The sequence below is a fragment of the Dictyoglomus thermophilum H-6-12 genome (assembly GCF_000020965.1).
GTDB classification, from domain to species: Bacteria; Dictyoglomota; Dictyoglomia; order Dictyoglomales; family Dictyoglomaceae; genus Dictyoglomus; species Dictyoglomus thermophilum.
Window position 1 is genome coordinate 1006050 of the sequence record NC_011297.1, and the last position, 23872, is coordinate 1029921.

The window sequence follows — 23872 nt, forward strand, 5'->3', positions numbered from 1 at the left end:
AAAGAGGGGGCTTTACTAAGGAGGTTTTTCTGTGGAAGAGATTATAAAACTTGAAGGAATAACAAAGGTTTTTCCTGGAGTTTTAGCAAATGATAATGTAAATCTTTCTATATATCCTGGAGAAATTCATGCTATTGTTGGTGAAAATGGAGCAGGAAAATCTACCTTGATGAAAATTCTTTATGGTCTTTATAAGCCAGACAAGGGAAATATTTACATTAAAGGTAAAAAAGTTATATTTAATTCTCCAAGGGATGCTATAGAAAATGGAATTGGTATGGTGCATCAACATTTTATGCTTATTCCTCCATTTTCAGTAATTGAAAATATAATTTTAGGATCTGAAATAAAAAATGGTATCTCTCTTGACTTTAAAAAAGCAGAAACTTTAATTAAAGAATTACTGGAAAGTACAGGTTTTAAAGTAGACTTATACGCAAAAGTTGAAAGTCTATCAGTGGGTGAAGCTCAAAGAGTAGAGATCTTGAAACTTTTATATAGAAAAGCTGAGGTTTTAATCTTAGACGAACCTACAGCAGTTCTTGCTCCTCAGGAAGTAGAGGAGCTATTCAAAATCTTAAGAAATTTATCTTCACAGGGTAAGACTATAATTTTCATATCTCATAAGCTAAATGAAGTTTTAGAAATATCCGATAGAGTTAGTGTAATGCGGAGAGGTAGATTGGTAGATACTCTTGAGACAAAAAGGACTAATAAATATCAACTTGCTCAACTCATGGTTGGAAGAGAGGTCTTCTTAAAAGTAGAGAAAAGTAAAATCAAAAAAGGTGATGAGATATTTAGAGTAGAGAATCTATGGGTAAAAGGAAGAAAAGGTCTTGATGTGGTAAAGGGTATTTCTTTTAATGTTAGAGCAGGAGAGATTGTAGGTATTGCAGGAGTAGAAGGAAATGGACAAACCGAACTTGTAGAGAGCATAGTGGGATTGATTCCTATACAAAAAGGAAAAATCTATGTAAGAGGAAAAGATATAACCTCGAAAACCATAAGACAAAGGCGTCTGCATATAGGTCATATCCCCGAAGATAGACATAAAAGAGGACTTGTACTTGATTTTTCGGTTGCAGAAAATTCTATTCTTGGCTTACATTTTTATAAAGAATTTTCAAAGGGTGTTTTTCTAAATTATGAAAAGATAAATTCTCATGCTGAGAAAATTGTGAAGGAATTTGATGTAAAAACTCCAAGCATAAAGACTCCTATTAGAAATCTTTCTGGTGGAAATCAACAAAAAGTAGTGGTAGGAAGAGAGATTAGTTTTTCTCCTGATTTTTTAATAGCTTCCCAGCCTACCAGAGGATTAGACATTGGAGCTACAGAATTCATACATCAATTATTAGTTAATTTAAGAAACCAAGGTAAGGCAATATTGTTAGTTTCAGCAGACTTGGATGAGATATTAAATTTAAGCGACAGAATTTTAGTTATGTATAATGGAGAGATAGTAGGATCTTTTGTTGAGGGTGAAGTAGATGAAAAAGAATTAGGTTATTATATGACTGGAGTTAAAAGACAGAAAGAGTTAAAGGAGGCTCTAACTTGAAAAATAGAGATTTTCTTGAAAATTTAATTCTAAATATAATAAGTCCTGCAATCTCCATTTTAATTGCTCTCTTTTTTGGGGGTATTGTAATATTTTTATTAGGACACAATCCTATAGAAACTTATAAGGAAGTAATAAGTTTTGCTTTAGGTAACCCTAATGGTTGGGGATATGTTCTTTTCAACACTACATCTTTCATTCTTGCTGGACTCGCTGTAGCAGTAGCTTTTAAGGCTGGACTCTTTAATATAGGAGCAGAAGGACAAATTCTTGTGGGAGGTTTTGTTTCTGCTATTGCAGGTTTATATATTGCTCCTTTATTTCCTCCCTTTTTACACTTATTTATTACTCTTCTTTTTGCAGCCTTAGGTGGAGCATTATGGGCTCTTATTCCTGGGCTTCTAAAAGCAAAATTAGGAGCTCATGAAGTAATAAATACCATAATGATGAACTGGATAGGATATGCCCTTACTAATTATCTTGTTGTGAATACATTTAGGGAAAAAGGTGTAATATACCCTCTTCCTCAAACAGCTAAATTACCTTCTTCAGCTACCTTACCAAAACTCTTCAGTATATTCCAGAAAATAGGAATAAATATTCCAGAGAGTAATCCTTTAAATAGTTCGTTGATAATTGCTGTTCTTGCCATAATATTCACCTATTATCTGCTTTGGAAGACAAAACTTGGATATGAGATAAGAGCTTTAGGTCTAAATCCCCACGCCTCAGAGAATGCAGGAATAAATCCTCAAAAAATAATTTTATTATCTATGCTGATAAGTGGTGCCTTAGCGGGATTAGCGAGTATTAATGATGTTTTAGGCTATAGGTATAGGTTTCTTGATAACTTTACCCATGGAATGGGTTTTACTGGTATAGCTGTAGCCTTGCTTGGTAAAAACCATCCTATAGGTATTATATTTTCTGCTCTTCTTTTTGGAGCGTTAGATAGAATGGCTATAGGTATGGATGTCTTTACTCATATTCCTCGTGAAATAATATCTGTTCTTCAAGCTATAATAATATTGACCATTGTAGTTACAAACGAAGTAGTTATTCGTTTCTTAAAGAGAAGGAGGAAAATTTTATATGTTTGAGTCTATATTTGCTTGGGAAACTATAGTATCTGCTATTAGAATGGCTACTCCTCTTACTTATGCTTCCTTAGGTGGGGTATTCTCAGAAAGAAGTGGAGTAGTAAACATTGCTTTAGAAGGGATAATGCTCTTTGGCGCTTTTTTTGCTGCTGTAGGAACTTACTTTTTCAAAAGTCCATTAATAGGTATAATTTTTGCTATTCTTGCTGGTATGACTGTTTCTTTGATTCATGCAATAGTATCTATAAGATTCAAAGTAAATCAGATAATAAGTGGTACAGCTTTAAATATGTTGGCATCTGGTGGTACTACTTTTCTTTCTAGGCTAATATTTAAGGCTGCAGGATCGTCTCCTCATATTGAGGGATTTAGTCCTATTAGTATCCCTATTTTGTCGTCTATCCCAGGCGTTGGTATTCTTTTTAAAGATTTGTCACCACTTATAATTTTAATGATAGTTATAGTCTTTTTTTCTAATTACGTAATATACAAGACGGTTTTTGGATTAAGATTAAGGGCTGTAGGAGAGAATCCTCAGGCTGCAGATACTTTAGGAGTAAATGTTTATAAGTATAGGTATGTAGGAGTTTTAATAAGTGGTATTTTAGGCGGATTGGGTGGGGCTTTTCTTTCTTTGGAGCACGCAAGAGTATTTGTAGAAAACATGACAGGTGGTAGAGGTTTTATAGCTCTTGCTGCTATGATTTTTGGTAATTGGAACCCTATAGGGGCATTTGGAGCATGTCTATTATTTGGTATAGCAGAGGCGGTAAGGATAAGACTTGAAGGAGTAGGAATACCTACTCAATTTATTCAGATGATACCTTATATCTTAACCATGCTTGTTCTTGTAGGTGCTGTTGGAAAGTCTACTCCTCCTGCTTGTGATGGGATCCCTTATGAAAAGGAGGAAATATAGTACGAGTTTCCAGCCTCTAATATATAAAGGTATCGCAAATATTATAAGGATATTCCTCAAAAAACTTTATAAATTGGAAGTAAAGGGTATTGAGAATATACCTTTATATGGACCTGTAATAATTGCTCCAAATCATAGAAGTAGTCTTGATGTTTTAGCTATTGCTGTAAGTTTACCTAGACCTATAAAGGCTCTTGGCAAAATAGAGAGATTTCAATATCCTTTATTGGGAAGATTTGCTCGTTTTCTGGGTGGGATTCCTGTAAATAGAGAACATGCTGATCTTTCTGCAGTAAAAGGTGGTATTGAGGCCTTAAAAAGAGGAGAAGTTTTGCTGGTTTTTCCCGAGGGGACGAGATTAAGAATGGAGAAAAAAGAAGTTAAGCCTAAAAGAGGTATTGGATATTTTGCAGCTAAGATGAAAGTTCCAGTTATCCCTACAGCTATAATAGGTGCTGATCGTATATGGCCTCCTGAGAAAAAGGTACCATCTTTAAGAGGAAAAATAAAAGTAATATTTTTACAGCCTGTTTATTATGAAGGAGAGCCTGATAGAGCTAAAGAAGAAGAGTTTACAAATAATATAATGAAACAGATAGAAGCTGTCTTAAGGAGAGAATCTTTAAATTATGAAGAAAATTAAAAAAGCAATTTCTCATTTTTTCTATAAAACCTTAATAATTATTGTCCGTTTTTTATTAAAAATTACATGGGGATATAAGGTAGAGGGAAAAGAAAATATTCCCTCTCGTTCTTTTATTCTTGTGGCAAATCATGTGAGTATACTTGATCCTATTGTAATAGGGGCCGCTTTTGATAAAAGGTTGTTCTATCTTGCTAAAAAGGAGTTATTTAAATCCAAAATATTTAATCCTTTTTTAAGATGGCTTGGTGCAATAGATGTAGATAGAAAGGATTTTAAATACGAAACATGGAAAAAGATAAATAAATTAATAAAAGAAAACGAAATAATAGTAATCTTTCCGGAGGGAACAAGAAATGATCATCCTGAGATGGGACTTCTGGAATTAAAAGATGGTGCTGCTTCTCTTGCCCTAACTCACGGCCTACCTATTCTACCCGTAGGTATTAAAGGTACCGAAAAAATATGGAGAAGGAAAAAATTCTTCCCTCAGGTTAAGGGACGAATTAAAATCAGAATAGGGAAAATTATAGAGATACCTAAGGTTAGAAGGCCAAGTAAGGAAGATATAAAAGAAGTAAATGAGAAAATAAAGGCAAACTTAATGGAGCTTTTAAAATGATTTTGTATATTGCTACACCTTATGGATTTTGTTCTGGGGTTAAAAAGTCTATATCCCTTGCCGAAAAAGTCCTTTCTAATGAGGGCGAAGTATATACTTTAGGAGCTTTAGTTCATAATCCTAAAGTTATAGAAGAGTTATCCAAAAAAGGTATAAAAATTCTTGAGAAAAACGGATTTGTTGAAGGAAAGGCTCTAATCGTTAGAGCTCATGGTTTGCCTCAGAGGGATATAGAATTCTATAGAACTTTAGGGAACAGAGTATATGATGCTACTTGTCCTCTGGTAAAGAAAGTCCAAATTCTCGCAGAATATCTAAACAAGAATAAATACAAAGTAGTGATCATAGGAGAAAAAAATCATCCAGAAGTAATAGGAATATTAAGCTACACGGATGATCAAGGTATAGTAGTAGAAAATGAAGATGACATAAAAAAGATTGAAAATTATCCTAAGATTGGTATAGTTTTTCAAACTACTCAAAGTTTAGATAATGCTCTTCAAAAAGTAAATCTAATAATGGAAAAGGGTAAAGAGATTAGAATATTTAACACCATATGTCCTGAAACTATTGAGAGACAAGAAAAAGCTAAAAAGTTGTCGGAAATGGTAGATCTTGCTCTTGTTTTAGGTGGAAAAAATAGTGCAAATACGAGGAGGCTGTATATCACTTTGAGTAAGAAAATACCAACTTATCACATTGAGAATATAGAAGAAATAGACAAAAGTTGGTTTAAAGAAGACAATAAAGTTGGTATAATTACAGGTACATCAACACCTAATGACTTTGTAGAGGAGGTAGTAGAGCTATTAAAGAGTCTGTATCCCTTAGAGATTCATTTGGTATAAAAAAGGGCATTCCAGTAGTAAGCATAGTCGGAAGACCAAATGTAGGAAAATCTGTACTTTTTAACAGAATTGCAGGAGAAGAGAAAGCAATTGTTGCTGATGAGCCAGGAGTAACAAGAGATCCTCTTGTTCACTTATGTGAGCACGAAGGCAAATATTTTTATTTGATAGATTCTGCTGGATGGGGCCTTAATGACGATTTAAGTCATCTTGTTCAGGAGAAAATTCAAGAGGTTATAAATATAAGTGATATTATACTTTTTGTCTTAGATGGAAGATCAGAATTGACAGCTTTAGATTATGAATTTGCAGATATATTAAGAAAGTCCGGAAAGAAAGTTATATTAGTAGTAAACAAAATGGAAGGAAGGATCGATAAAGAAGAATATCTTGCTCCTTTTACTACCTTAGGATTAGGCGAGCCTTTTCCCATATCCGCCCTTCATAAGCAAAATTTATATGAACTTTTAGATCTGATAATATCACTATTGCCTCCAACAGAAGAATCCCATACTGAAGACGAATTTATAAGATTTGCCTTTGTGGGAAGACCTAATAGTGGTAAGTCATCTCTTCTCAACGCTTTGATTGGAAAAGATCGAAGCATAGTAAGTGAGATTCCTGGTACTACTAGAGATGCTGTTGATCTGGTTTGGGAATTCAATGGTAAAAAATATATCATCGTCGACACACCAGGATTAAGAAGGCCAGCAAGGGTAGAAGAGGGGTTAGAAGAGCTTTCTGTACGGAAGACTCTACAAACCATAAGAAAAATTGATGTAGCTGTCATGGTTATTGACTTATCAGTGGGAGTAAGAGAGCAAGAAAAAAGAATACTACATTATATTGAAGATAAAGGAAAATCCTGTTTAATTGTTTTTAATAAAACTGATCTATTCCCATCTTTAAAAGAACGAAGAGAGTTTGAAAAGATTGTTCCTCAAATTTTGCAACCATTTGATTATTTTCCCTTCATCTTTACATCTGCTATTAGGAATTATAATGTAAAAAAGATATTGCCATGGGTTGATAAGCTTTTTGAGTTAAGAAATATGAGGATACCTACTTCTCAGGTAAATAGAGCTATAGAAGAAGCACTTTCTAAAACAAATTTCTCAAAAAAAGGAAAAATTTTAAAAGTTTATTATGCCACTCAGGTAGATGTGGCTCCACCTACCTTTGTGTTTTTTGTAAATGAACCTGAAATAATGAATAAAAATGTAGTTAAATATTTTGAAAAGTTCCTTAGAAGTTACTTTGGATGGATAGGAACTCCGATAAAAATTGAGGTAAGAAAGAGGGAGTAGGTATGTTTACAAAAGTAATCCTCGTAATAGTTTCTTACCTACTTGGTTCTATTCCCAGTGCTCTAATTGTCGGAAAGCTATGGAAAGGAGTAGATGTTCGAAAGCATGGTAGTGGAAATCTAGGAGCTACAAATGTACTAAGAGTACTTGGATGGGGACCAGCAATTTTAGTTGCCATAATGGATGTAGGTAAAGGAATCCTTGCAGTATATTTAGCTCAGACCTTCTTACGCAATGACTATCTTTTTATACTGTTATGTATCATTGCAGCTGTAATTGGCCACTCGTTTCCCATATTTGCAGGATTTAAAGGAGGAAGGAGTGTTGGGGTTTCCTTTGGAATATTGTTCTACCTTTTTCCAAAATCATCGATAATAATTTTTGTAATTGCTATAATTATAGCAGCAATTACCCAATACAAATCTGTTGCTTCTATTACTTGTGCTATTATTTATCCCTTTTTACTCTATAGTATCGAGAAACCTCCTGTAGAATACCTTACGGGAGTAATCTTGGTTTGTATTTTTATTATATACCGGCATATTCCTAATGTGAAAAGACTTATAAAGGGGGAGGAACACAAAATAAGTTGGAAGATAAAAAAATGAAAATTACCGTTTTTGGAAGTGGAAGTTGGGGAACAGCTCTTGCAAATGTTTTATGTGAAAAGGGCTACAAGATAATATTATGGGGTAGAAATGAGGATAAAGTAAAGAAAATATTAGAACTAAGAGAGAATATATATTATTTACCTGGTTATAAGCTTGATCCATTACTAGAGATTACGTCGGACATCGAATACGCTACAAAAGATGTTGATATTGCGATATTTAGTATTCCTATACAAGGATTAAGGGATTTTTTAAAAACAAATAAAGAATACTTAGATAAGATAAAATTTTTTGTTAACACAGGCAAAGGCATAGAAATCTCCACTCTAAAAAGACCTTCTGAGATAATAAAAGAAGAGCTTAATGTAGACTTTGAAAGAGTTGCAACTCTCTCAGGTCCAAGTTTTGCTAAAGAAGTTATGGAAAAAAAGCCATTAGCTATTGTTATTGCATCGATGAATTTAAATACAGCAAAGTACCTACAAGACATCTTAAGCTTATCTTTTATGAGAATATACAGAAGCGATGACATAATAGGAGTGGAAATAGGTGGAGCCCTTAAAAATGTAATAGCTATTGCAGCAGGCATATCTGATGGTCTTGGATTTGGGTATAACGCAAAAGCAAGTCTTATTACTCGTGGTCTTGTGGAAATAAATAGAATAGCAATTTTATATGGAGCTCATCCTTTCACTATACTAGGACTTTCCGGATTAGGAGATTTAGTATTAACCTCCACAAGTGTTCTTAGCAGAAACTGGACCATAGGTAAACTAATAGGAGAAGGGTTAAGTTTGGAAGAAGCTTTAAATAGGCTTAATGGAATGGTAGCAGAAGGAGTTTATACTGCAAAGTCTGCCTATTATATTTCTCAAGAAAACAAAGTGTACATGCCTATTACTCAAGAGGTCTACAAAGTACTTTACGAAAACAAGTCACCCAAGGAGGCTCTTTACTCACTACTATCTAAAGAGCTAAAGCATGAAATAGACGAAGATTTTCAATTCAACTTGTTATAAAATTTTTGAATTGATATAATTAAACAAGAAAAAATAGAGGTGAGGTAGTTAATATATGGAAAAAGAAAAAGCTTTAGAGTCAGCGATATTTCAAATCGAAAAACAATTCGGAAAAGGCGCTATAATGAGATTGGGGAGTCAGGAAAGATTCCAGGTACCTGTTATCCCCACAGGTATACTTACTTTAGATTATGCTCTTGGAGTTGGTGGAGTCCCTAGAGGAAGAATAATAGAACTTTTTGGCCCTGAGGGATCAGGAAAAACTACTGTAGCGCTACAAATTATAGCCTCTGCACAAAAAATGGGAGGCGTTGCAGCCTTTATTGATGCAGAACATGCTTTTGATCCTAATTATGCAAGGAAAATTGGGGTTAATTTAGAAAATCTTTTAATATCGCAGCCAGATACAGGCGAACAAGCTCTTGAAATTGCAGAAATACTTGTGAGAAGTGGAGGAGTAGATGTAATAGTTATAGACTCTGTAGCTGCTTTGGTTCCGAGGGCTGAACTTGAAGGAGAGATGGGTGATGCCTTTATTGGTCTTCAAGCTAGATTAATGTCCCAAGCTTTAAGAAAACTTACAGGAGTAATAAGCAAGTCTAAAACTGTGGCTATTTTCATTAACCAATTGAGAGAGAAAGTAGGAGTTTTTTTTGGAAACCCAGAAACTACTCCAGGTGGTAGAGCATTAAAATTTTATGCGTCGGTAAGAATAGATGTTAGAAAAGCAGAATCAATGAAAGAGGGAAGCGAGGTAACAGGAACAAAAGTCAAGGTTAAAGTGGTAAAAAACAAGGTTGCACCACCATTTAAAGAAGGAGAATTCGAGCTTATTTATGGGGAAGGAATATCTAGAGAAGGATGTATATTAGATGCAGGAGTTGAAGCAAAAGTTATAGAAAGAAGTGGTACTTGGTATATTTATAAAGATATCAGATTAGGGCAGGGCAGGGAAAACGCAAAGTTATATTTAAAGGAGCATCCCGAAATCGCCGATGAAATAGAAAGAGAAATAAGAAAAATATGGGGTTTTGAAGAGATAACTGTAGAAAATAATAATGTAAAAGAAGAACCAAAAGAAGAAAAAACAGGAAAAAAAGCCACAAAATAATCAATATAAAAAGTCATGTAAGAAATCTTGACAGCTAAAGCAAAGCTTTATATAATCTTTAAAGAAAATGCCGAGGTGGTGGAATTTGGCAGACACGTAGCATTGAGGGTGCTATGGGCATAAGCCCGTCCGGGTTCAAATCCCGGCCTCGGCACCAATTCTTAAAATAAAACTCTTCCCAAAACGGGAAGGGTTTTATTTTAAAAGGAGGCAACACTTGTGAACGAGCTACTGCTTGAGGTTAAAAATTTAAAAACATATTTTTTTACCGATGAAGGTATAGTAAAGGCTGTTGACGATGTTAGTTTTAGTCTTAGTAAGGGAGAAAGTTTAGGTATAGTTGGAGAGTCTGGAAGCGGAAAGAGTGTAACAGCTCTTTCTATAATGAGGTTAGTTCAAAATCCGCCAGGAAAAATCATGGGGGGCGAAATTTGGTATAGGGGAGAGAACCTGCTTGAGAAGAAAGAGACTGAAATGAGAGAGATTCGAGGTAATAAAATATCTATGATTTTTCAAGATCCTATGACCTCATTAAACCCTGTATTTACTATTGGTGATCAAATAATGGAAGCTATAATTTTGCATCAAAAGTTAGATAAAACATCAGCAAGGAAAAAGGCTATTGAAATGTTAGAATTGGTTAGGATACCCGAAGCAAGTAAGAGAATAGATGAGTATCCCCACCAGTTCAGTGGAGGAATGAGACAAAGAGTTATGATTGCAATGGCCCTTTCCTGTAATCCTGAAGTCTTAATTGCTGATGAGCCTACCACAGCTCTTGATGTAACTATTCAAGCTCAAATCTTAGATCTTATAAAACAACTCCAAAAAGAGTTAGGTATGTCTTTGATACTTATAACCCATGATATGGGAGTAGTGGCAGAAACATGTCATAATGTTCTTGTAATGTACGCTGGAAAGGTTGTAGAATATGCTGATGTAAAGACCATATTCAAGAGACCTTCTCATCCGTATACCATAGGGCTTTTAGAATCAGTTCCTAGGCTTGATGTAAGAAAAGATAGATTAAAAGCAATAGAAGGTCAACCTCCTGACTTGGTCTCTCTTCCTAATTACTGCTATTATGCTGAAAGATGTCCATATAAAACTCCTGAATGTTTTGAGCAAATTCCTGACCTTGTAGAGATAGAACCAGGACATTACTCTCGTTGTATACATGCTAAAAATCTTAGGAGGTCCTATGAATAACTTTTCTGAAGAGATCATAATAGAAGTAAAAAATCTTAAAAAATATTTTCCAATAAAGAGAGGAATAATACTATCAAAGCATGTTGGTGATGTAAAGGCCGTTGATGATGTAAGTTTTTATATAAGAAAAGGAGAAACTTTAGGTCTTGTTGGGGAATCAGGGTGTGGTAAAAGTACTGTAGCAAGGACTATTATAAGACTTCTTGAACCAACTGATGGGCAAATAATTTTTGATGGGAGTGATATTACAAAACTTTCTAATAAAGATTTAAGAAAAATCAGAAAGGATATGCAGATAATATTTCAGGATCCTTATTCTTCTCTAAATCCAAGAATGACTGTAAGTGAAATTATAGGAGAACCATTAGAAGTTCATGGTATTGTAAGAAACTCTAAAGAGAAAGAGAAAAGAGTTCAGGAACTTTTAGAACTTGTGGGTCTTGCCCCTTATCATGCCACAAGATATCCTCACGAATTTTCGGGTGGTCAGAGGCAAAGAATAGGAATAGCAAGAGTTCTTGCCTTGAACCCCAAATTTATAGTCGCTGATGAACCAACTTCTGCATTGGATGTTTCAATAAGATCTCAGATAATTAATTTGATGCAAGATCTTCAAAAAGAATTTAAGTTAACTTATCTTTTCATATCTCATGATTTAGCAGTTATAAGACATATATGTGACAGAATTGCTGTGATGTATTTGGGGAAAATTGTAGAAATAGCCAATAATGATGATCTGTATAATTCTCCCCTTCATCCATATACTCAGGCTTTGCTCTCTGCTATACCTATTCCAGATCCTGAAGTGGCAGAAAAAAGGAAAAAGATTGTGCTTACTGGAGACGTTCCAAGCCCCGTAAATCCTCCTTCAGGATGTAGATTTCATCCCAGATGTCCCAGTGTGATGGATATTTGCTCAAAAGAAGAGCCAATTTTAAAAGAAATTAATCCGGGCCACTTTGTGGCTTGTCATTTATATTAAGAGTATGGAGAGAAGAGACTTTAAAGAACAACTTAAGAAGACAGCACATCTTGCAAGATTACATCTTACTCCGGAGGAGGAAGAACTTTTTGCAAAACAACTACAAAATATTCTTGATTATTTTAAGAAACTTCAAGAGCTTGACACTTCAAATGTAGAACCTATGGCTCATGTATTACCTCTTTATAACATTTGGAGAGAAGATGAAGTAAGAGAAAGCATATCTCAGGAAGAAGCCTTAAAAAATGCTCCTGAAATTGAGGACTTAGGATTTAAAATACCAAGGATAATGAAGAGGGAAGAATGAGAACTTTAAGAGAGATTAAAAAAATTTATGAAAATAAAGAGGCTAATGTTAAAGAAGTTGTCGAAAGTTATCTTGAGAAAATAAAAGAGTGGGAACCTTATATTAACGCTTTCTTACATATACCTTACGAAGATATAGAAAAGCAGGTTAAAGAACTTGAAAGTAAATCTCCAAATCTTCCTTTGTATGGTATTCCTATTGCTATTAAAGATAATATTCTTACAAAGAATATAAAGACTACTTGTGCCTCAAAAATTCTTGAAAACTTTATACCACCTTATGATGCCACAGTAGTAAAAAGACTAAAAGAAAATGGTGCCATTATAATTGGAAAAACAAATTTAGATGAATTTGCCATGGGATCTTCTTGCGAAAATTCTGCTTTTGGTCCTACCAAAAATCCTTGGGATATAGAAAGAGTACCCGGTGGATCAAGTGGAGGATCTGCAGCATGCGTCTCTGCTGGTGAGGTTCCGGTATCCTTAGGTTCAGATACAGGAGGGTCTATAAGGCTTCCTGCATCTTTTACAGGAGTGATAGGACTAAAACCAACTTACGGGTTAGTCTCTCGGTTTGGACTTGTTGCTTTTGCTTCGTCATTAGATCAAATAGGGCCTTTTGGAAGAACTGTGGAAGATATAGCAATAACACTTCAAATCATTGCAGGACATGATCCTATGGACTCAACATCATCTCCCTACGAAATTCCTAATTATTTAGAGGGCTTGGGAAAAAGTGTTAAAAATTGGAGAGTGGGAATTCCAAAAGAGCTTTGGTATAAAGGAGTCTCAGAGGAAGTACTTAAGACCCTTGAGAATTCTTTTGATGTATTCAAAGAAATGGGCGTAACTATTGAAGAAATATCTTTACCTTCTCTTGAGTATGCCCTTCCAGTTTATTATATAATCTCTACCTCAGAGGCAAGTTCAAACCTTGCTCGGTATGATGGGGTAAAATACGGTTATAGAGACTTTACTGCAGAAGATATCATTTCTATGTACAAACAGACTAGAGGAAAGGGCTTTGGAAGTGAGGTAAAAAGAAGAATAATTCTTGGAACCTATGCCTTAAGTGCAGGATATTACGATGCATACTATTTAAAAGCCACAAAGGTAAGAAGACTAATAAGGATGGAGTTTGAGGAGGCCTTTAAAAAAGTAGATATTATAGCATCACCTACAAGTCCTGTTTTGCCTTTTAAGCTTGGAGAAAGGATATCTGACCCACTACAAATGTATTTAACAGATATAATGACTATTCCAGTAAATCTTGCAGGAATTCCAGCCATATCTATGCCTGCTGGGTTCTACAATAATCTTCCTGTTGGAATTCAATTCATGAGTTCCTTCTTTACAGAGGATAAATTGCTCCAATTTGCCTATGCTTATCAACAATTTGTAGATTTTTCAAAGAAATATCCTACCCTTCCTAATAAGGAGAGAGTATAAAGATGTATAAGCCTGTTATTGGTCTTGAAGTTCATGCCCAATTATCTACAAAGACAAAACTATTTTGCTCTTGTAGTACTGAGCATGAAAATTTGCCTCCTAACACTAATGTTTGCCCTATTTGTATGGGCTTTCCAGGAGTTTTACCTGTGGTAAATAAAAAGGCAGTGGAATATGCTATTAAGGCTGGTCTTGCCTTAAATTGTGAAATATCTAATTATTCCAAATTTGATAGAAAGAATTATTTCTATCCTGATCTTCCTAAGGGATATCAGATTTCTCAATATGATCTACCATTGTGTAGAAATGGATATATAGATCTTTATGTAGATGGAGAAATAAAAAGAGTAAGAATAAAAAGGATTCATCTTGAAGAAGATGCAGGAAAACTTCTCCATATAGGCTCTGGAGATAGACTCTCTGAATCTGACTACAGTCTTGTGGATTTCAATAGAGCAGGAATACCTCTCATTGAGATAGTTACAGAGCCTGATATAAATTCTCCTAAAGAGGCAAGACTTTTTTTACAAGAGTTAAGACTTATATTGAGATATTTGGGTATTAGTAGTGGTGATATGGAAAAGGGTTCCCTAAGGTGCGATGCTAATATATCCATCCAGACCGAGGAAGGTAAATTTGGAACAAGAACAGAAATTAAGAATGTTAATTCTTTCTTTTCTCTCGAAAAAGCTCTTGAATATGAGATAGAGAGGCAGATTGAAATCTTAAAAAGAGGCGAAGAAGTTATCCAAGAAACAAGACATTGGGATGAAAAGAAGCAAAAAACTGTAAGTTTAAGAAGTAAGGAAGAGGCAGAAGATTATAGGTATTTTCCAGAGCCAGATCTTCCCCCCTTAATGGTAACTGAAGAAATGAAAAATAAATTAAAAAGCGAGATACCCGAACTTCCAGCAAAAAGAAGAGAACGATATTTAGCTTTAGAGCTTTCTCCTGTAGATGTGGAGATTCTTGTATCTGACAAAGATTTATCAGATTTTTTTGATAAAGCATTAAGAATTTATGGAAACGCCAAAAATCTTCATAGCTGGTTGTCGGTAGAGATACTAAGTTATTTAAATGAAAATAAGCTTGAATTTAAAGATTTAGATATCGATCCTGAAAAATTTGTAAAATTAATAGAAATGGTAGATAAAAATGAAATCACAAGGCCTGTAGCTAAAGAAGTTTTAAGAAAATATCTTACCCAAAAAGAGGATCCTTTGGTTATAATAGAAAAAGAAGGCCTTAGAGTTGTAGCCGATACTTCCTATTTGCAAGATATAATTAAAAATGTTATATCAAACAATAGTAAGGCAGTGGAAGATTGGAAAAAGGGTAAAAAACAAGTTATAAATTTTTTGGTTGGTCAGGTGATGAAAGAAACAAGGGGTAGAGCAAGTCTTGATGTGGTCAAAAACCTTCTTGAAGAAGAGTTGAATAAATTATGAAGGAAAAAAAGCCCTTAGGTGAATATTTATTAGAGCAAGGGCTGATTACTAAAGAACAGCTAGAAAAAGCTCTTGAAGAGCAAAAAAAGACAGGAGCAAAACTTGGACAAATTCTTATAGAAAGAGGATATGTAAAACCAGAAGATATAGGAAAGGTTTTAGAAAAACAGAGCGAAATTCCATATATTTCACTGGCTGAAGTTCAGATAGATGAAAGGGTTGCAAAGAGTTTTCCAGAGAATCTATTAAGAAGATATAAATTTATTCCCATTAAAAGAGAGTCTGGCGTCTTACATATAGCAGTTGTACCCCCTATAGATCCTGTGGTAATAAATGAAATAAGAAGAATTGTTAAATCTCCTATAAGAATTTTTATCATTACAGATAAGGAGTTTAACCAAGCAATATCTAAACTTTTTCCCTTAGAAAAAGCAACCCTTACAGTAGTACAAGACTTTCAAAAAACTGCTCCAGAACCTACTGTAGAGATACCCCCAGCCTTAGGGGTAGAGGAAGCCCCAATTGTAAAACTTGTATCATCCATAATAAATGAAGCCATAAACAGAAATGCCAGTGATATTCACTTAGACCCTCAAGAAAAGGAAATGAAGGTAAGATACAGGATACATGGAATACTCTATGATATAATGACCATTCCTAAAGAGGTTCAAGATGCGGTAGTTACAAGAATAAAAGTAATCTCTGGAATGGATATAGCAGAAAAAAGAAGACCTCAAGATGGTAGAGCTACCTATAGATATGAAAATAGAGTTTTTGACCTGCGTGTAGCTTCTATTGGGGCTACTTATGGTGAAATGGTAGTAATAAGGCTTTTAGATAAAACCAAGGTACTTATCGAACTTGATAGATTAGGAATGTCAGATTACGATTTGAAAGTTTTTGAAAATCTTATAAAGAGACCTTTTGGTATGATCCTTGTGACAGGTCCTACAGGAAGTGGAAAAACTACTACTTTGTATTCTGCTCTTAATGTATTAAACAAACCTGAAGTGAATATAATCACCCTTGAAGATCCTGTAGAATATGCTCTCCCGGGCATAAATCAAATTCAGATACAACCCCGAATAGGTATAGATTTTGCAGCAGGACTTAGAAATATTCTAAGACTTGATCCCAATATAATCATGGTAGGCGAAATACGAGATACCGAAACCCTAAATACCTCCATAGAAGCAGCCTTAACAGGGCATTTGCTCTTGAGTACTTTCCATGCTAATGACTCTGCAAGTGCTATTGCAAGGCTTGTTCAAATGGGAGTTGAGCCTTTTCTTATAGCCTCCTCTCTAATTGGCATCGTAGCACAGAGATTAGTAAGAACTATATGCCTTTCCTGTAAAGAAGAATATACCCCATCTCCTGAGGAGATTGAAGAACTTGGTCTAACAAAAGAGGAAGGTAAAAATATAACTCTTGCTCGAGGAAAGGGTTGTCTCTTCTGTAATTATACTGGATATACAGGAAGAACAGGAGTTTTTGAAATTCTCAGAGTTACCAAAAATATAAGAAGTTTGATAAATTCTGGTGCATCCATAGACGAGATAAGAAATACTGCCCTTAAAGAAGGAATGAAAACCCTATTTATGAATGCTAGAGAAAAAGTTCTAAACAAAATCACTACTATTGATGAGATAAGAAGAGTAATAGCCTGGGAGGAGAGTTGATTTGCCCTCCTTCAGGTATGTAGCTAAGGACCTACAAGGAAAAATATATAAAGGAATTTTAGAAGCCTCTTCCGAAAGGGAAGTAAGAAAGCTTTTAAAAGCTAAAAAACTATATGTAGTTTCTGTAAAGAAAGAATCAGATTTGTGGAAAACTCTCACTTATAAGAAAAAGGTTACCCTTCCAGAGTTGGTGTTATTTACTTCTCAATTCGCAACCTTACTTAGATCTGGAATAATTTTAACTGAATGTTTGTCAACTCTTGCTACCCAAACTGACAATGCCTACTTTAGAGATGTACTCTTTGATGTAAGAAAGAATGTGGATGCAGGATTGAGTCTTTCAGAAGCTCTAAGTAGATACCAAAATGTATTTCCTAAAATATTTATAAGTCTTGTTAGGGCTGGAGAAGTCACAGGAAGTCTTGACGTAATGTTGGATAAGCTTTCTAAGTATTTTGATCTTCAGCATGAGTTAAGAGAAAAGATAAAATCGGCTACTACATACCCTCTTATTGTTACAATTGCAGCGATAATTGTAGTAATTTTTATGTTGACCTTTGTAATTCCTACTTTTCAAAGGGTTTATGCAAGAACTAATGTTCCCCTTCCTCTACCCACAAGGATTACCATTTCTCTTGGCAATTTCGTTAAAAACAATATTTTGATAATACTAATCCTTATTTCCCTTTTTATTGTGGGAGTAAGGCAAAGTTTGAAGAATAAAAAGGTCAAGAGATGGTGGGATGAATATAAATTAAAAATTCCTAAAATAGGAAAGTTATGGAGGCAAATACTTCTTGCAAGATTTGCAAGTACCTTTTATGTTCTCATCACAGGAGGTATATTGATAACCCAATCCTTAGAAATATTAGAAGATGTGATAGGAAACCTATATTTCTCTGAACATTTAAGAAAGATGTTATCAGGGGTTTTAGAAGGGCGAAATCTGTCTGATATGATGGATGAAGAGGTTTTTACTCCTCTTTTGAAGCAAATGATTGTGGTAGGGGAGAGAAGCGGTAGACTTGATACCATGCTTGAAGAATACACAAGATTTGCAGAGAGAGAAATAGATATAGGTACAAAGAGAATTACCTCTATGATAGAACCTGCCTTGACCATTTTTTTAGGAGTAGTCGTATTCTTTATTGTTATATCCATGTATCTGCCTATGTTTAATATGGTGAGACTATTTAGAAGATAATAATGTATTGTTGAAAACTTAATTAAAAATGCTATAATACAAAAAGAATAATTTTAAAAATATTTTAAATATGAAAGGAGGTGAATATTTTGAAGAATAGTAGAGGTTTTTCACTCTTAGAGCTCTTAGTAGTAATCGCAATTTTAGGAATCCTAGTAGCCATTGCTTTACCAAGATATTTTGATGCAGTGGCAGATGCAAAAAGATCAGCTCAAAAATCTAACATAGCAATTATAAGAACAAGCCTTGAATATTACAGAAATAAAAACAACACATATCCAACTTTAACAAACTTTTCTTCATTCTTGTCAGATCCAACTTATTTTGCTGAACCCGTTGTATGTCCATATAATAATAAGGCATATACTGCCGTTGATGTCTCACAAACTTCAACCTATTGGGCTACATCTGGTAATGAAAATTATTTAGGATATACAAGCACAGCAAACGCATACACCTTAACCTATACTGCTCCATAAAATTTTTATAAATATTATCCCCCGGGGTATTCTCCCCGGGGTTTATTTTTAAATGAAAAGTTTTTTAGTTATTTATGCCAAGCTTAAAAAGTATAAGAGAGCTGTAATTTATTTTTTACTCCTCTCTATATTCTTTCTTTCACTATACATGCTTCTTCACATCTTCTACTGGTTAAGGGTTTATACCTTTATTTTGTCTCATGAGGTCATCATAAATTCAAGATATGCCTCAGAACTATCTATAGTTAAAGGAGAGAGGATTATTTATTCTTTTGAATATTCTCCTAAGTTAAATACTATACTCTTTTATCAGATTTATGGAGAAAAAACTAAAAAGGTATACGTTCCACCTCAACTTCTACCTTCTGGAATAAAAGGTATTAGTCCTACAAATACTTACACTTTTTATTTTGAAAATGGCAATATATACCCTGAAGGAGAAATCATCTTTTCTACATACTTCTATAAAAAAGGGGTAAAATTTTATAAAAATGGTAAGGTCGTTTTTATAGATGAATGATTCCTATTGTAGAATACTTAATTTTTTATTAAAATAAAAATATGAAAAGGGGATTTAATCTCTTGGAGGTTATTGCAATAGTCTTTATCCTCGCTATTCTGTTAGGAATAGCTTTAATATCTTTGAGATCTGGTCCTGATAAAAAGCTTATTTTAGAAAATGTAGTAAATCAGTTTAAAGAGGATATTAGATTTGTTAGACAAAGAGCAATCATAAACAAGACTATCTGGACTCTCTCTTTAATGCCATCACCCACCTATACCACTTACACTTCATATATATTTTTAGATGATAAGAACAAAATAGTTTTAAGAAAATTGTCGGATATTAATCAGGTTATCTCTACTGCTACACTTTTTTCTTTTGATAGCGATGGAAACTTTATGGGAGATGATTCTGAAACTTCTGCTACCTTAACCTTAAGTATTGATGTGTACACTGCTACTATAAAAATCAATTCCTTAGGATATGTTGAAGTTATAGGGCTATGAGCAAGGGCTTGACATTTTTAGAAGTCCTTATTGCTATATTATTATTAGGTATTATAATGTCCTCCATAGGTGTTGGAGTTTCCTATATCGTAAAAAGTGATGAGTATGAGAATATGTTGAAAAATTGCCTACTTCTTACAGAAGAAAAATTAGAAGAATATAGAAAGGTTGTTACAGCAAATTGGAATGCAACTTTTACCTATTCAGGGAATTTTTCTAATATTGGATACACCGATTACTTTTATAGTATGACAGTATTAAATGTAGGTACTACTTATTCTTTAAGGCAGATATTTCTACAAGTATGGAAGGAAGAGAATAATAATAACAAGTCAGACGACTTTGAACCTTCGACCATAATCATTACTTATATCTCTAAAAGGAGTTAGCATGAAAAAGGGGCTAACTTTTATTGAAATTTTAATAACTGTACTTATATTAGGACTTATAGCTATTTTATTAGCAAACATTTTAAGTAATTTTAATATTCTTTTCTCTCAAAAGACTGAAGAGAGAGAATCTATAAGTAATCTACAAACTATTGTAGATAAACTCACAAGGGATATACGACAGGGGAACCAAGTATTAGATATAAGTCCTCCTACTCAAACCCTTGGATATTTGGTTTTATCCTTTCCCTCAGGTGATCAATCTACATACTCTTACTCCTATTACAATGGGAAATATTATTTTACTGTTGATGGAGAAATACTTGCAGGTCCGATAAGAGAGATAAGATTTATGGGACTTGATGATAACTTAACTTATACTACTGTAACTTCTGCTATAAGAACTCTATCCATAAGTATTACCATGGATGATGGTAGATATATAAGTACTACAGTAGCTTTAAGATCTCAAACAATACCTCAGATTATAGGAATTTTTATTCGTGAGATAATGTATTACCCTGCCCCACGGGATAGACAAGGAAATAGTATAAGCGAGAATTTGATGGAGTTTGTGGTGATTAGTAATGCTACCTATTCCTCAATAAACCTTAATGGCTGGAAGATTAACGGTCACATAATTTCAAACACGCTAAGTGGTACCTATACGGTACCTGCTCAAGGTCTTGCCATCATAGGAGCTAAAGGATCAAATTTGTCTTCTCATTATTTTATTCCTAAAAACTGTATCATTCTTGAAGTAAGCGATCAATATTTAGGACAGAATAATAATCCATTGGGGAACAATGGCGACACAGTGGTGCTACAAGATATCAATAACACAGTAGTAGATAAAGTAACCTATGATAAAAGTTGGGGAGGACAACCTTCGGGAAATACATACTATTCCTTATCAAGAAAGAGTATACAAAATCCCTCTCAGGATCCATCAAATTGGGAAAGTAGTAAATTTAAGAACTACTCTCTTTCGACCCCAAGAATAGATGTATATTGTCTTTTGCCTCCTATTGTAATAAATGAAATAATGTATTATCCAGCTCCTTATGATAAAAATGGACGTGGTAGAAATGAAAGAGATATAGAGTTTATAGAAATATACAATACCTCAAACCAGACTGTAAATATACAGAATTGGCAGATCAACGGTAATACTCTAGTGACTCTTGCTTCAGGAAGTTGGAATCTTTCTCCAGGAAGTTATGCAGTAATAGGAGGAAATAGATCGGCACTGGATAGGTATTATAATTTGGCACAAAATACTACTTATATAAGAACTAATTCAAGAGGACTTGCCTCAGGCGGAGGAGAATTATCTGATACTGCAGGTACTGTAACCTTAGCAGATCCTAATGGTTCAACTGTTGACCAAGTTAATTATTCATATACTTGGGGAGGATATCCGTCAAGTTCTGGAAACTATAGATATCATTATTCTCTTGAGAGAAAATACTGGGACATGTTTCCTAACGATCCTTCAAACTGGGGTAGTAGTAGTAATTTGAACTATTCTGTGCGTGTCTTGCTTTTGACCTATAATGTATACTGTACTCCTGGAGGGAAGAATTCTAATTCGCCATGAAAAAGGGGCAAATTCTTATCACAGTTTTATTAGTAACTGCCATAATAAGCCTTATATTCTCAGGTCTTATTATCTTTTGGGAGGGCAATATATCAAAAACTCAAGCCCAAATAGCAGAAAAACAGGCTCTTTATTTGGCAGAAGGTATGGCTGAAATTGCAATCTACAGCCTGATTTGGTTCACCAATATACCCACCTATACTTCTTTTGGTCCTACTACTTTCTCTTACACTGACTTTTATGGTGTTGCAAAATCTGACCTTACTTATAGTGCCACAGAAAGCTATTTTGTAATCAATGCTCTCTCTAATATCACCGTTGTATATACTGGACAAACTTATACTTATTCAAGAGGTTTAAAAATTGAGGGATTAAGAAGCAGAACTTCTGCCCCATATTCCATAACTATATTAAGTTGGACGGAGTGGTGAAATCATGATTAGCATTCAATGGCTTAATGGTAGATTAAAAATGGCGAGAGTTTTAAAAAAAGGGAAGAGTATAGAATTAAGAGATTACCAGGAAATGGAGATACCACAAGGAGACTTTTGGAATAGAGGATTAGAAGAGAAAAACTTAGTTCAGGAAAAAATCGAAAAATTCCTAAAGGAGAATAAAATAAAGGATAAAGAAGTAATATTACTTTTTGAAAGTAAAGATATCTCTATAAGAACTTCCGAGTATCCCAGCATGTCTTTAAAAGATCTTGAAATGGCAATACTTGATGATCTCGAAGAATTTCAAGCCTTTGATGAAAGCTACAACTCTTTTACCTTCTCCGTAATTACTCAGGATAAAAATAAGGTAAGATCTGTCGTAGCTACAATCCCTAAAATAATAATTGATACTTGGGAAAATATATTTAAAAACTTGGGGCTTACTCTTATATCCCTTGAGCCCTCTTTTATTTCAGGTATAAGATACATCTTAGTATCTCTTAAGAACAGATATCCCGATGGAATTATATTTATAGGTAATGAAACTACAGATTTAGTTTTCATAAGAGATAGAAAAATTAACTCTGTAATAAACTTGAGCGTGGGAATTAACGACTTTTATAATTTAAATGATCTATCCTCTGATACTACCTTTTTAAGTTGGCAAGAAGAAGTAGTTACTTATTTAAACAGTGCTTTCTATGAAAGTAAAGATAAAAATATAGTGATATTTGGAGAAGATGAGAGGTATTTTAAAGTTGTAGAAAATTTTGTAAAAAACATATCTCCAGAATATAAAGTAGAGATAACAGAAGATCTTAATATTTCTCTTTTAGGAACAGCTCTATATGGAGAAACAAACATTCCTAAACTAAGTTTTGTAAAAGAAAAAGTTATTATAGAGAGAGAATTAATAATAAGGTCTGCTATTTCTTTTTTACTTGCCTTATCTTTAATGTTTCCTTTGAATCTCTATCTTGATATTAAAATCAAGGATTTAGACAGGAGAATTAACTACTTACAAGGAGAAATTACAAAATATAATGACCAGATCAACAATCTGAGAAAAGAGGTCGATACTCAAAATGCAATAGTAAAAATATTGGAAGGATGGCTCCAAGAAAGATCTACAGTATCATTACCTTTTCTCTTTCTTTCTGATTTAAAATATATGGTTCCTCAAAACGTCTGGCTTACATCTGTGGATATTGGGGTCGATAAAAAACTAACAATAGAAGGCTATAGCCTTGATACTGAAGGTGTGGCGGATTTCCTCCTTGCTCTATCTCAATATGAGAGAATAAAAAATGTTAAGTTAGAGAGTGCTATCTTAGAGGTTTTGCAAAATCGTCAAATACAAAGATTTGAGATAGTGGGGTATATCAAATGAAAAACAAGATACATTTATACATCTTCATAATAGTTTTAGTCCTCGGCTTAGTTCTATTTATAATGCCAAAGTACTCTGAAGTGAGTAAAAAGGAGAAATTATATGAAACAAAGAAATTAGAATTAGAGAATGCCATAGAAAGCATTAATGCACTCAGAGATACTTTAAATAAGATTAAAGAAAAAAGAAATGTAATCTTTTCAGAAAGAAATCTTCTTTTCTTAGAAGAGGAAGAAGTGCCAATATTTTTCAAAGATCTAAGTATAGTGATGAAAAGAAACAAAATAACAAGCTTCGAGATCAAACCATTAGAATATGAAGAAATAAAGGATCTTCCAGAAGGCTTTCCTTTAAAATTAAAAAAATTACCTATTAATCTAAAGGTTGTGGGAAATTATAACCAATTTATAGACTTTTTTAGAGACCTTTATGATCAAAGTTATCCTTTAAGCTTTAATCAAGTTCAACTTGTAAGTGACAATAATATATTGACCCTTAATGTAGTTTTTGATGTGTATGTACTTGAGAGAGGAGGGGAGTAG

At 33.8% G+C, this 23872-nt stretch carries 25 protein-coding genes and 1 tRNA gene; all 26 read left to right on the forward strand.

Features of this window, described 5'->3' with window-relative positions:
* Positions 1 to 31 precede the first annotated feature (31 nt).
* The 26 genes from DICTH_RS04955 (at position 32) to DICTH_RS05080 (ending at position 23872) form a co-directional block, all read left to right on the forward strand.
* Entirely contained in the window at positions 32 to 1564 is a 1533-nt protein-coding gene (locus DICTH_RS04955) for an ABC transporter ATP-binding protein (protein WP_012547610.1), read from the forward strand.
* Entirely contained in the window at positions 1561 to 2664 is a 1104-nt protein-coding gene (locus tag DICTH_RS04960) for an ABC transporter permease (protein WP_012548778.1), read from the forward strand. The genes DICTH_RS04955 and DICTH_RS04960 overlap by 4 nt, the downstream gene beginning before the upstream one ends.
* Entirely contained in the window at positions 2657 to 3583 is a 927-nt protein-coding gene (locus DICTH_RS04965) for an ABC transporter permease (protein WP_012546970.1), read from the forward strand. Before DICTH_RS04960 ends, DICTH_RS04965 begins: the two co-directional genes overlap by 8 nt.
* Entirely contained in the window at positions 3564 to 4226 is a 663-nt protein-coding gene (locus tag DICTH_RS04970; protein WP_012548028.1) for a lysophospholipid acyltransferase family protein, read from the forward strand. The genes DICTH_RS04965 and DICTH_RS04970 overlap by 20 nt, the downstream gene beginning before the upstream one ends.
* A complete protein-coding gene (locus DICTH_RS04975; protein WP_012547319.1) occupies positions 4213 to 4848 on the forward strand; it encodes a lysophospholipid acyltransferase family protein in 636 nt (211 codons plus the stop codon). The genes DICTH_RS04970 and DICTH_RS04975 overlap by 14 nt, the downstream gene beginning before the upstream one ends.
* Complete coding sequence (gene ispH / locus DICTH_RS04980) at positions 4845 to 5696, forward strand: 4-hydroxy-3-methylbut-2-enyl diphosphate reductase (protein ID WP_012547369.1); 852 nt, start codon at positions 4845 to 4847, stop codon at positions 5694 to 5696. The genes DICTH_RS04975 and ispH overlap by 4 nt, the downstream gene beginning before the upstream one ends.
* A 23-nt stretch (positions 5697 to 5719) precedes the next feature.
* Positions 5720 to 7003: a ribosome biogenesis GTPase Der gene (der, locus tag DICTH_RS04985; protein ID WP_236608292.1), complete on the forward strand. Its 1284-nt coding sequence runs from the start codon at positions 5720 to 5722 to the stop codon at positions 7001 to 7003.
* A gap of 2 nt (positions 7004 to 7005) precedes the next feature.
* Positions 7006 to 7611 carry a glycerol-3-phosphate 1-O-acyltransferase PlsY gene (gene plsY, locus DICTH_RS04990; RefSeq protein ID WP_012547687.1) on the forward strand — a complete coding sequence of 202 codons (606 nt, stop codon included), beginning with the start codon at positions 7006 to 7008 and terminating at the stop codon, positions 7609 to 7611.
* Positions 7593 to 8633, forward strand: coding sequence for an NAD(P)H-dependent glycerol-3-phosphate dehydrogenase (locus DICTH_RS04995; protein ID WP_143707869.1), 1041 nt, complete (start codon positions 7593 to 7595; stop codon positions 8631 to 8633). Before plsY ends, DICTH_RS04995 begins: the two co-directional genes overlap by 19 nt.
* A gap of 55 nt (positions 8634 to 8688) precedes the next feature.
* The gene (recA, locus tag DICTH_RS05000) at positions 8689 to 9744 is read left to right on the forward strand and encodes a recombinase RecA (RefSeq protein ID WP_012547022.1); all 1056 of its coding nucleotides are present in this window, start codon (positions 8689 to 8691) and stop codon (positions 9742 to 9744) included.
* 69 nt (positions 9745 to 9813) lie between these two features.
* A tRNA-Leu gene (locus DICTH_RS05005) sits at positions 9814 to 9901 on the forward strand.
* Positions 9902 to 9963: 62 nt separating this feature from the next.
* Positions 9964 to 10953, forward strand: a complete 990-nt coding sequence (locus DICTH_RS05010) for an ABC transporter ATP-binding protein (protein ID WP_012548109.1) — start codon at positions 9964 to 9966, stop codon at positions 10951 to 10953.
* The gene (locus DICTH_RS05015; RefSeq protein WP_012547916.1) at positions 10946 to 11935 is read left to right on the forward strand and encodes an ABC transporter ATP-binding protein; all 990 of its coding nucleotides are present in this window, start codon (positions 10946 to 10948) and stop codon (positions 11933 to 11935) included. The genes DICTH_RS05010 and DICTH_RS05015 overlap by 8 nt, the downstream gene beginning before the upstream one ends.
* A 4-nt stretch (positions 11936 to 11939) precedes the next feature.
* A complete protein-coding gene (gene gatC / locus DICTH_RS05020) occupies positions 11940 to 12242 on the forward strand; it encodes an Asp-tRNA(Asn)/Glu-tRNA(Gln) amidotransferase subunit GatC (RefSeq protein ID WP_012547109.1) in 303 nt (100 codons plus the stop codon).
* A complete protein-coding gene (gatA, locus tag DICTH_RS05025; protein ID WP_012547535.1) occupies positions 12239 to 13690 on the forward strand; it encodes an Asp-tRNA(Asn)/Glu-tRNA(Gln) amidotransferase subunit GatA in 1452 nt (483 codons plus the stop codon). The genes gatC and gatA overlap by 4 nt, the downstream gene beginning before the upstream one ends.
* A 2-nt stretch (positions 13691 to 13692) precedes the next feature.
* The gene (gene gatB / locus DICTH_RS05030) at positions 13693 to 15138 is read left to right on the forward strand and encodes an Asp-tRNA(Asn)/Glu-tRNA(Gln) amidotransferase subunit GatB (protein ID WP_012548755.1); all 1446 of its coding nucleotides are present in this window, start codon (positions 13693 to 13695) and stop codon (positions 15136 to 15138) included.
* Positions 15135 to 16820 (forward strand): GspE/PulE family protein, encoded by a 1686-nt coding sequence (locus tag DICTH_RS05035; protein WP_012548212.1) that lies wholly within the window; start codon positions 15135 to 15137, stop codon positions 16818 to 16820. Before gatB ends, DICTH_RS05035 begins: the two co-directional genes overlap by 4 nt.
* Before the next feature lies 1 nt (position 16821).
* On the forward strand, positions 16822 to 18024 hold the full coding sequence (locus DICTH_RS05040; protein WP_012547366.1) for a type II secretion system F family protein: 1203 nt from the start codon (positions 16822 to 16824) through the stop codon (positions 18022 to 18024).
* Between the two features lie 80 nt (positions 18025 to 18104).
* Positions 18105 to 18503: a type II secretion system protein gene (locus DICTH_RS05045; RefSeq protein WP_236608248.1), complete on the forward strand. Its 399-nt coding sequence runs from the start codon at positions 18105 to 18107 to the stop codon at positions 18501 to 18503.
* Between the two features lie 52 nt (positions 18504 to 18555).
* A complete protein-coding gene (locus DICTH_RS05050) occupies positions 18556 to 19023 on the forward strand; it encodes a hypothetical protein (protein ID WP_012547108.1) in 468 nt (155 codons plus the stop codon).
* Positions 19024 to 19085: 62 nt separating this feature from the next.
* The gene (locus tag DICTH_RS05055) at positions 19086 to 19514 is read left to right on the forward strand and encodes a pilus assembly FimT family protein (protein ID WP_012548744.1); all 429 of its coding nucleotides are present in this window, start codon (positions 19086 to 19088) and stop codon (positions 19512 to 19514) included.
* Complete coding sequence (locus DICTH_RS05060) at positions 19511 to 19903, forward strand: prepilin-type N-terminal cleavage/methylation domain-containing protein (protein ID WP_012547883.1); 393 nt, start codon at positions 19511 to 19513, stop codon at positions 19901 to 19903. Before DICTH_RS05055 ends, DICTH_RS05060 begins: the two co-directional genes overlap by 4 nt.
* 1 nt (position 19904) lies before the next feature.
* Positions 19905 to 21503 (forward strand): lamin tail domain-containing protein, encoded by a 1599-nt coding sequence (locus DICTH_RS05065; protein ID WP_012547577.1) that lies wholly within the window; start codon positions 19905 to 19907, stop codon positions 21501 to 21503.
* Positions 21500 to 21934, forward strand: coding sequence for a hypothetical protein (locus DICTH_RS05070; RefSeq protein ID WP_012548574.1), 435 nt, complete (start codon positions 21500 to 21502; stop codon positions 21932 to 21934). Before DICTH_RS05065 ends, DICTH_RS05070 begins: the two co-directional genes overlap by 4 nt.
* 4 nt (positions 21935 to 21938) lie before the next feature.
* Complete coding sequence (locus DICTH_RS05075; protein ID WP_012548281.1) at positions 21939 to 23330, forward strand: PilN domain-containing protein; 1392 nt, start codon at positions 21939 to 21941, stop codon at positions 23328 to 23330.
* Complete coding sequence (locus tag DICTH_RS05080) at positions 23327 to 23872, forward strand: hypothetical protein (RefSeq protein WP_012548385.1); 546 nt, start codon at positions 23327 to 23329, stop codon at positions 23870 to 23872. The genes DICTH_RS05075 and DICTH_RS05080 overlap by 4 nt, the downstream gene beginning before the upstream one ends.